9 protein-coding genes and 1 pseudogene are annotated in these 8,714 nt (G+C 57.8%); 4 read left to right on the top strand and 6 right to left on the bottom strand.

The annotated features are described in order from the left end of the window. Positions 1–114, top strand: a pseudogene (locus ACEQWH_RS07270) (ornithine cyclodeaminase); the annotation flags it as partial. On the opposite strand, the gene ACEQWH_RS07265 reads toward ACEQWH_RS07270, so the two are convergent. The 3 genes from ACEQWH_RS07265 to ACEQWH_RS07255 all read right to left on the bottom strand — a co-directional run bounded on the left by ACEQWH_RS07265 (position 111) and on the right by ACEQWH_RS07255 (position 2,172). Further along, entirely contained in the window at positions 111–695 is a 585-nt protein-coding gene (locus ACEQWH_RS07265) for an HNH endonuclease (RefSeq protein ID WP_370229261.1), read from the bottom strand. The pseudogene ACEQWH_RS07270 and the gene ACEQWH_RS07265 sit on opposite strands and share 4 nt — an antisense overlap. Before the next feature lie 185 nt (positions 696–880). After that, positions 881–1,546: an alpha/beta hydrolase gene (locus ACEQWH_RS07260; protein WP_370229259.1), complete on the bottom strand. Its 666-nt coding sequence runs from the start codon at positions 1,544–1,546 to the stop codon at positions 881–883. After that, positions 1,543–2,172 carry a DNA-3-methyladenine glycosylase gene (locus ACEQWH_RS07255; RefSeq protein WP_370229258.1) on the bottom strand — a complete coding sequence of 210 codons (630 nt, stop codon included), beginning with the start codon at positions 2,170–2,172 and terminating at the stop codon, positions 1,543–1,545. Before ACEQWH_RS07255 ends, ACEQWH_RS07260 begins: the two co-directional genes overlap by 4 nt. Before the next feature lie 130 nt (positions 2,173–2,302). Between ACEQWH_RS07255 and ACEQWH_RS07250 the strand changes: the two genes are divergently transcribed. Then, positions 2,303–3,517, top strand: a complete 1,215-nt coding sequence (locus ACEQWH_RS07250; protein ID WP_370229257.1) for an MFS transporter — start codon at positions 2,303–2,305, stop codon at positions 3,515–3,517. A 28-nt stretch (positions 3,518–3,545) separates the two neighbouring features. Here the strand turns inward: ACEQWH_RS07250 and ACEQWH_RS07245 are convergent, their stop codons facing one another. The 3 genes from ACEQWH_RS07245 to ACEQWH_RS07235 all read right to left on the bottom strand — a co-directional run bounded on the left by ACEQWH_RS07245 (position 3,546) and on the right by ACEQWH_RS07235 (position 6,970). Continuing rightward, positions 3,546–4,643, bottom strand: a complete 1,098-nt coding sequence (locus ACEQWH_RS07245) for an ABC transporter ATP-binding protein (protein WP_370229255.1) — start codon at positions 4,641–4,643, stop codon at positions 3,546–3,548. Positions 4,644–4,706: 63 nt separating this feature from the next. Continuing rightward, a complete protein-coding gene (locus ACEQWH_RS07240) occupies positions 4,707–6,089 on the bottom strand; it encodes a sodium:proline symporter (protein ID WP_370229253.1) in 1,383 nt (460 codons plus the stop codon). Positions 6,090–6,190: 101 nt separating this feature from the next. Beyond that, positions 6,191–6,970 (bottom strand): SDR family oxidoreductase, encoded by a 780-nt coding sequence (locus ACEQWH_RS07235; RefSeq protein ID WP_370229252.1) that lies wholly within the window; start codon positions 6,968–6,970, stop codon positions 6,191–6,193. A gap of 128 nt (positions 6,971–7,098) precedes the next feature. Between ACEQWH_RS07235 and ACEQWH_RS07230 the strand changes: the two genes are divergently transcribed. Together ACEQWH_RS07230 and ACEQWH_RS07225 are read left to right on the top strand one after the other, a co-directional pair. Then, on the top strand, positions 7,099–7,482 hold the full coding sequence (locus tag ACEQWH_RS07230) for a hypothetical protein (RefSeq protein WP_370229251.1): 384 nt from the start codon (positions 7,099–7,101) through the stop codon (positions 7,480–7,482). Between the two features lie 42 nt (positions 7,483–7,524). Then, the coding region (locus ACEQWH_RS07225) for a peptide chain release factor 3 (RefSeq protein ID WP_370229249.1) at positions 7,525–8,714 on the top strand (1,190 nt) is incomplete at its 3' end.

Raw genomic sequence — 8,714 nt, 5'->3', positions numbered from 1 at the left:
ATCCGCGATCAGATCAAAGGCACGGATTTCTTTTTACATCTGGACATGTTGGCGGATCCAGATGATCCACGTGATCTGTTTGGAATGGTGGGTCGCGCCAAACAAGAGGCCTAGGCCTCTAGTTCGGCGTCCCAATAGAGGAAATCCATCCAGCTTTCGTGCAGATGATTTGGCGGGAACTTGCGCCCCAAATTGCGCAACTCCTCGGCCGCGGGCTGACGCGGCGGTTTGGCCAGATGCATATTGGCCTGCCGCAGGCTCTTGCTGCCTTTTTTCAGATTACACCTGGAGCAGGCCGCGACCACGTTCTGCCAACTTGTAATCCCGCCAGCCGCGCGCGGCACCACGTGATCAAAGGTCAAATCACCGCGCGATCCGCAGTATTGGCAGGAAAACTCATCCCGCAAAAAAAGATTAAAGCGCGTGAAGGCCACGCGCTTTACCGGTTTGACATAATCTCTGAGGACGACAACAGATGGGATCCTAATCTCGGTACTTGGACTATGCACCCACGCGTCGTATTCCGCGACAATGTCTACCCTGTCCATATAGACGGCTTTGATCGCATCCTGCCACGGCCACAGGCTAAGCGGGTAATATGACAGCGGACGGTAATCCGCATTCAGAACCAATGCAGGGTGTTGTTTCAGCCCGCTGGGCTTGTGTACAAAGTCTGTCCTGAAATCGCCGTCCATGGGGATCGCGCCCTCCGCCATTTGCCTGAGTTCAGCATCTGGACGGGGGACACCCGTCCCTGCTCTTGTATCTACTATATGTCGGGGAAAGCGATAAGCAACCCCCACGATACAGTGGACAGGCTTTAGGTAGGATGATTCCGTAACGGTTGCATGACAATTGGGCGATCCACCCAATTGGGGCTTCAGAGCCCCAGTTTGTCGCGCATAAAGGCAAGCGCCACACTTAAGCCGTCGGGCGCGATGCCATGTGCGGTGCCCTTCATGACATGTGCGAACACGTCCTTGAACCCCGCCGCTTGCAGGGCTTCGGCGGCTTCGGGCAACGACTGAACCGGAACCACGTCATCCTGATCGCCATGCACCAACAGAACCGGAGGGCGACTGACAACTTCATCTGCAAGCAGATCAGGTTCCAGCAGGCGACCGGAAAAGGCAACGATGCCCGCCAGCTCATCTTCGCGACGCGGGCCGACGTGCAGGCTCATCATGGTGCCTTGCGAGAATCCAAACAGGACCACCTGCTCGGGAAACACGTCCTCGTCGACCATCAAAGCGTCCAGAAAAGCGTTGAAGTCATCCACCGCAGACATCATCCCACGGCGGCTTTCCTCTTCGGACGAGCCATCAATCCAAGGGATCGGAAACCACTGGCGTCCCATCGGCATTCCGGGGATTTCTTCGGGCGCGTCAGGCGACAGGAACAGCGTGTCGGGCAGATGCTCTGCCAGAGGATCAGCCAAGCCGATCAAATCCTGCCCGTTTGCGCCATAGCCGTGAACAAAGACAACAACAGAACGGGTCGACCCCGACAGCGGCTCTTTGCGCAGTGTATTCAGTACCCGAGTCATCTGATGCCTTCCCTTTGCTTCACCACTCGGTAGTAGGCCCAGAGGGCCCGCGCTGCAACCGATCTCCACGGGGACCAGGGTTCCGCAAGGCCACGCATCTCACGTTCCGTCGGCCGTTTTTCCAGGTTCAGCATGTGTTTCGCCGCCTCTTGCAAGGCCAGATCCCCATGCGCAAAGACATCCGCACGTCCCAGGCTAAACATCGCATAGATCTCGGCCGTCCAAACACCAATCCCCGTTACTTGCGTCAGTTCTGCTATGACATCTGCATCAGAAACATCGCGCAAGCCTTTGAAATTAATACGCGCCTCCGCCAATGCCCGTGCATAGCGCACCTTTTGCGAGCTTAAGCCCGCCCCGCGCAGATCCTCATCGCTGGCCGCCAGAATTTTGCGCGGCCCGGTGAGCTTTGCATCCTTAAGCCTGCGCCAAATCGCATCTGCCGCGGCCACGGAAACCTGTTGCCCGACGATCGCGTTCAAAAGTGTCTCAAACCCATCTTTCTTGCGCCGCAGCGGCAATGGCCCCGTCGCATCCAAAACCGGCACAAAACACGGGACATTCGCGCACAGCCATTCCGCGCCCTCAATCACACACGCGTCTGTTTCAATGATGCGCCCAACCATGCCGCCCTCCGTATTTTCATCGCATCTCACGCCTTAGTGACACCCAAGTCAAACCGGTTTGTGCGGTTTTGCGTTACGTTCCAAGAGAATCCGCTTTCCATTCCGAAATAAGCTCTTTAGCCATTTCAACATGACACAAATCACAGACGATACCCGCGCCAAAAAGACCGTATTCATTCTGGTGCTTGCCCAGGCAATTATCGGCGCGCAGATGCCGATGATCTTTACGATTGGCGGTCTGGCCGGACAGTCGCTGGCCACCAATGCGTGTTATGCGACGCTGCCGATTTCTTTGATCGTTCTGGGGTCGATGCTGGCAGCAAATCCGATGTCGGCCATCATGCAGCGCTTTGGTCGCAAGGTCGGCTTTCTGATCGGCGCCTTGTTTGGAGCGCTTGGCGGTATCGTCGGGGCCATCGGCCTCTACTATGCAAATTTCCCGGTCTTTCTGTTGGCCAGCCTTTTGACTGGCGTCTATATGAGTGCGCATGGGTTCTACCGCTTTGCCGCGGCCGACACCGCCTCGGAAGCGTTTCGGCCCAAAGCGATTTCTTACGTAATGGCGGGCGGTCTGGCCGCCGCGATCATTGGCCCGCAACTGGTGAAAGTCACGTCTGACGTCATGGTCGTGCCGTTCATGGGCACATATGGTGCAATCCTCGCCATGAACGTGATCGGCGCCATCTTGTTTCTGTTTCTGGACATCCCAAAACCCGAAGCACCAAAGGCAGACATGCCACAGGGCCGCAGCCGTTGGGAGCTGATCACCACACCGCGCATCGCTGTCGCTGTCATCGTAGGCACCGTGTCTTATGCCCTGATGAACCTGATGATGACCTCGACCCCATTGGCGGTTGTGGGCTGTGGTTTCAGTCAAGGCAACGCGGCAGACGTTGTTACAGGACACGTGCTGGCGATGTTCGCACCCAGCTTTTTCACCGGCCATCTGATTGCCCGTTTTGGCGTCGAGCGGATCATGGGGCTTGGCATACTGATCCTCGCGGCCGCAGGTGCTGTGGCGCTTCAGGGCGTCAACATCGAGAATTTCTTCATCGCGCTTGTGCTGCTTGGGATCGGCTGGAACTTTGGCTTCATCGGAGCGACCGCCATGCTGGCCGGCGCGCATGAGCCACACGAGCGTGGCCGTATGCAGGGTATGAACGACTTTATCGTCTTTGGGGGCGTGACGGTCGCGTCGCTTGCCTCGGGCGGGTTGATGAACTGCTCTGGTGGCACCGCTGTCGAGGGCTGGAACGCCGTGAATATTGCGATGGCGCCCTTCTTGGTTCTGGCAGGTGGCGCGCTGATCTGGCTGGCCATGCGCCCGAAAGAATCGCAGGCCTAAGAAGTCGCGCTAAATCTTTGGTTTCACGCTATTTTGCGGGGAAGACAAAGCAGCGGTTCCGCCGCAGGGTCAGCCATTGGCGCGTACCCTCTGGCGGCAGGAACACGTTGGGCACCGTGGCTTTCAGAATGCTATCGTCGTGTTCCATGCGGAACTCAACAAGGCTTTCCTTGCCCATGAACCGCGCGCGCACCACAACCCCCGCTGCTGCCTGACCATGGCTGGCCGTCGGCTTGGGGCCCGTGCCTGCCCGGTCAAAATCCAGATGCAGGTGCTGTGGCCGGATTACGATGTCGACCTCGGTGCCATCGGCATAGCCCGGCGTCAGGAACTGTCCAAATGGCGTCTCGGTGAGCGCCCCTTGGCTGACGCCCGAAATCACATTCACGTCGCTAAAGAACGCCATCGCTTCGCGATCGACAGGCGCGTTGTAGATATTATAAGGCGTGCCGCATTGCACGATTTCACCGTCGCGCATCAGGGCAATTTCCTGCCCCATACGCAGCGCTTCTTCGGGTTCATGCGTCACTAGAACAACCGCGGTGCCCTCGTCTTTTAACAGAGCAAGCGTTTCGTCACGAATGTCGTCGCGCAGACGATTGTCGAGCCCAGAAAACGGCTCGTCCATAAGCATAATGCGTGGCCGTGGAGCCAAAGCGCGAGCCAGAGCAACCCGCTGCTGCTCGCCGCCCGACAGTTGGTGAGGATAGTCGTCTATCGCCCAGCCAAGGCCCACTTTCTCCAGCAACTCACCGACGCGCGCGCGTTTCTCAGACTTTGAGCCTTCCAGACCAAAGCTCACGTTGTCGGCAACGCTCAGGTGGGGGAACAACGCAAAATCCTGAAACATCAAACCGATACGGCGATTTTCAGGCGGCATGCTGAAATCAGAGCTGCAAATCAGCGTGCCATCGACATAGATCTCGCCCGAGGTTTGTCGATCAACCCCCGCGATCATACGCAGGGTTGTGGATTTGCCGCAGCCCGAGGGGCCAAGCAGACAGGTCACCTGCCCCGGCGCAACCGAAAAGCTGACGTTTCTGACAACTTCACGATCGCCAAAACGGCGCGTCAGATTGCGTACCTCTAAACGGGCTTGCGGGAGTGCAACTTGGTCCTGGCTCACATCGGCCTCTTTTTATGCCCGACGAAAGCCGTCGGATTAGAGGCCGATGTAGCAGTGATGGATTTACGCTTCAACCCTCACGGCGCGTTTGGAGCCTGCGAAGACGGCGACAAAGCCGATGACCAGCACTACGATACAAATCTGCAGCAGTTGCTCGTACTTATGACCTTCGACCAGCAGTTGCGCCATGAACTCAGAGCCGCGCGCAAAATAGGCAGCCGCGCCAAGGATGGCGGTTACAAAGCTGACCAGATAAGCCCAAAGCGCCACCTGACGTCCCATCAACAGGGTCACGACGATCACGGGTGTCAGGAACATCGACGCGGTGCCGGAAACTGCGACGCCGTCAAACAGAGACTGGGTTTCAGCCAGCGTCAGCGCGGTGCCCAGAACAGCAAAGACCAGCATCGCCCCACGGCCACCATTCAGCGTGCGTGGCGCCAGTTTCAGTTCCTCAACGACCAGACGCGAGGCAGAGGCCAGCGCACTGTCCAAGGTGGAAATGGCCGACACCAGCAGGCTGACCAGCAGCAATGTGAAGACCCAGGTCGGGAACATGGTCGCCCAGGTGCCGATCAGCTGACCTTCGTATTGTGCGCCCTGCAGCGCCGCTTGGATGCCAAAGAAGCCAAAGAAAATGATGCAGGCTGTCGAAATCCAGAACGCGTGTAGGAAGCTTTTGCGCGTGGTCGCCTCGTCTGCGACAAAACCACGGTCCATCATGACCGGATCATGTACCGGGTAAGAAAAGACCTGAAGCGCCGCCACGATCATCAGAACCCAACCAAGATAGCCGCCGCTTGCGCCTTCGGCTGTAACCACCGCGCCAAGGCTGAAATCCGGGCTGAGGATCAGAGCAACAAACGCGATTGCGAAGACAACAAGGAAAAGCAGCATCTGCACCACATCCGTACGCAGCGATGCGCTCAGGCCGCCCCATGCGGAATAGGCCAAGGCAAAGACTGCAACGATGATGATAGATGCATCTTTCGCGATGCCCATCTCGGGCAGGATGGCTGCGAAAATCAGGCCAACAACGATCAGGTTGGCAAAGACTTCGGACAACAGACGCAGCGCGATAACCAGGTTATAGCAGGCCGTGCCCATGCTGCCGAACTCATCAGACAGCCAATCCTGCACCGACCGCGCCCCATTCGCGCGCAGACGTCCGACAATAAAGCCGCCGGTCAGAAAAGAGCCATAATAGGCCGCATAGGCCAACGTGCCCGCGATGCCGTAAAAGAAGCCAAGGATCGCGGCATTCATCAAAGATCGCGCGAAAATCCAGGTGGTAACTTGGCTGAACACCAGCACCCAAAGGCTTGGTGCCGCGCCATCTTCGCTGGCGCCTCCGAAAAAGCCGTCCAAACTCGCTTTGCGAGGCGCCACATAGAGAGATGCGACGATTAGAAGTGCCAAGATGGCAATGATGACTGCAGCTTGCATAAAAAACCCCGTGAGATCGTTGGTTCGCCCGCTCTAACAGCGACATTTTGATCGCGATAGAGAAAAGCCCGTGATCCCACGGAATTGTGAGAAACTGAAACCTACATGGTCGAGTTTGTGGCACCGCCGTCCAGAAGGATGTTTTGGCCGACCATGAATCCTGCGTGTTGCGAGCACATAAAGGCGCAGGTGCGTCCGAATTCCATCGACGTGCCATATCTGCGCGCAGGGATCGTGGCCTCGCGCCGCGCTTTGGCGTCCTCCATCGAGATTCCTTCGGCGCTTGAAACGCCCTGATCCAAAGAGGTCGCCCGATCCGTTGCGTGAATGCCTGGCTGCAGATTGTTGATCGTCACCCCGTGCGGTGCAACCTGACGGGATGTGCCTGCAACATAGCCAGTCAGACCAGCCCGCGCCGAGTTTGACAGACCCAGAACAGGGATTGGCGCCTTAACGGACTGACTGGTGATGTTCACAACTCGTCCCCAGCCTTTTTCCATCATTGATGGCAGCAGTGCTTTCATCAGTGCAATCGGCGTCAGCATGTTGGAATCCAGTGCCTTGATGACATCGTCCCGTTCCCAATCAGACCACATGCCCGGAGGCGGCCCGCCCGCGTTTGTGACCAGAATATCCACGTCGCCCGCCGCTTGCAGAACCTCGGCCTGCCCCGCTTCGGTGGTGACATCGGTTGCGACGGTCACGACTTCGACGCCATAGGTGTCGCGAATATGCTGTGCTGTGGCTTCGAGGGCCTCGGCACCGCGCGCATTCATCACCAAATTCACGCCTGCTTCCGCCAGAGCCTCGGCGCAGCCGCGGCCCAACCCTTTTGAACTTGCGCAAACCAATGCGCGTTTGCCTTTGATCCCAAGATCCATGCTGTGTCCTCGTCCTGTTTTGCCCTGCGACGCGACCCATGTCCGTGAATTGCCCGGGGCTTTCCTAGATTGTGACATATTTGCGGGGCAAACAAAGTCAAACGCAACCCCAAAGGACGCAAAGGCCAATGGACAGCAAAGCCAGACATCACCACGGGCATATCTCGGCCTATCCGGGCGATGCTTTGTTCGTTGTCGAAGGAGCCAATCATGGCGATCTGTTCGCGACCTCGCGGGATTTATGCCTGGGCGATGCCTATCAACTGGCCGGAGCCGCCCTGCCCATGCCAATGCGCCCCACCTATGCGCGCAAAGAGAACGCAAAACCCGGCGGTGTTGTACATGATTGTGACCTGACCCTGATGTCAGATTCAGGCCAGCGCATCAGTGCCCAACTTTTCGCGTCGCTGGACACACAGGGATGTGTCAAGAAAACCCATCTGCGCACCGATAAGTTGCTGTTCCCCAAAACATCCTATGTGCTGATCGATATCAACCGGGAAAACCACTGACCGATATTGCGCGCGCGCCCTTGGCCTTCTATAGCTGCGCACATGTTAGACAACGCACCCAATCGCCCCGAATTGCCGCCTGAAATCGCGCGCCGTCGCACCTTTGCGATCATCAGCCACCCGGATGCCGGCAAGACGACTCTGACAGAAAAGTTTCTGCTGTATGGCGGTGCGATCCAAATGGCGGGTCAGGTGCGCGCCAAAGGCGAAGCGCGCCGGACGCGCTCAGACTTTATGAAGATGGAACAGGACCGCGGGATCTCGGTCTCGGCCTCGGCCATGTCGTTTGATTTCGATGGCTTCCGGTTCAATCTGGTGGACACGCCCGGTCACAGCGACTTCTCTGAAGACACCTATCGCACGCTGACCGCCGTGGACGCCGCCGTTATGGTGATTGACGGCGCAAAGGGTGTTGAGAGCCAGACGCAGAAACTGTTCGAAGTCTGCCGCCTGCGCGACCTGCCGATCCTGACGTTCTGTAACAAGATGGACCGCGAAAGCCGCGATACCTTTGAGATTATCGACGAAATTCAGGAAAACCTCGCCATCGACGTGACCCCGGCCAGCTGGCCGATTGGCGTTGGGCGCGATTTCATCGGCTGTTACGACCTGTTGCGCGACCGTCTGGAACTGATGGACCGCGCCGACCGTAACAAGGTCGCAGAGTCTATTGAAATCAACGGCTTGGACGATCCAGCGCTGGCGGAACACGTGCCAGAAGAGCTGCTTGAAAAGTTCCTTGAAGAGGTCGAAATGGCCAAAGAGCTGCTGCCGCAGCTTGATCCACAAGCGGTGCTAGAGGGGCATATGACGCCGATCTGGTTTGGCTCTGCGATCAACTCGTTTGGGGTGCAGGAATTGATGCACGGCATCAGCCAATATGGGCCAGAACCGCAGCCGCAATCGGCCGAACCGCGTCAGATGGCCCCCGAAGAAAAGAAAGTCGCAGGCTTTGTTTTCAAGGTACAGGCCAACATGGATCCCAAACACCGCGACCGTGTGGCCTTTGTGCGCATGGCCTCGGGCCACTTCAAGCGTGGCATGAAACTGACCCATGTGCGCACGAAAAAGCCCATGGCCATCAGCAACCCCGTGCTGTTTCTGGCCTCGGACCGCGAGCTGGCGGAGGAGGCCTGGGCGGGTGACATCATCGGCATCCCGAACCACGGGCAATTGCGCATCGGTGACACGCTGACCGAGGGCGAGGCGCTGCGCGTCACCGGTATCCCGTC

It is taken from the genome of Cognatishimia sp., from assembly GCF_964229375.1.
Lineage (GTDB): Bacteria > Pseudomonadota > Alphaproteobacteria > Rhodobacterales > Rhodobacteraceae > Cognatishimia.
The sequence above is the reverse complement of the archived record's forward strand: the minus strand, read 5'-3'. Positions and strand labels throughout refer to the sequence as shown.

Coding starts and splice junctions, on each gene's coding strand:
- ACEQWH_RS07265 (WP_370229261.1), bottom strand. CDS start 695: ATGGACGGCGATTTCAGGACAGACTTTGTACACAAGCCCAGCGGGCTG.
- ACEQWH_RS07230 (WP_370229251.1), top strand. CDS start 7,099: ATGGACAGCAAAGCCAGACATCACCACGGGCATATCTCGGCCTATCCG.
- ACEQWH_RS07250 (WP_370229257.1), top strand. CDS start 2,303: ATGACACAAATCACAGACGATACCCGCGCCAAAAAGACCGTATTCATT.
- ACEQWH_RS07235 (WP_370229252.1), bottom strand. CDS start 6,970: ATGGATCTTGGGATCAAAGGCAAACGCGCATTGGTTTGCGCAAGTTCA.
- ACEQWH_RS07255 (WP_370229258.1), bottom strand. CDS start 2,172: ATGGTTGGGCGCATCATTGAAACAGACGCGTGTGTGATTGAGGGCGCG.
- ACEQWH_RS07260 (WP_370229259.1), bottom strand. CDS start 1,546: ATGACTCGGGTACTGAATACACTGCGCAAAGAGCCGCTGTCGGGGTCG.
- ACEQWH_RS07240 (WP_370229253.1), bottom strand. CDS start 6,089: ATGCAAGCTGCAGTCATCATTGCCATCTTGGCACTTCTAATCGTCGCA.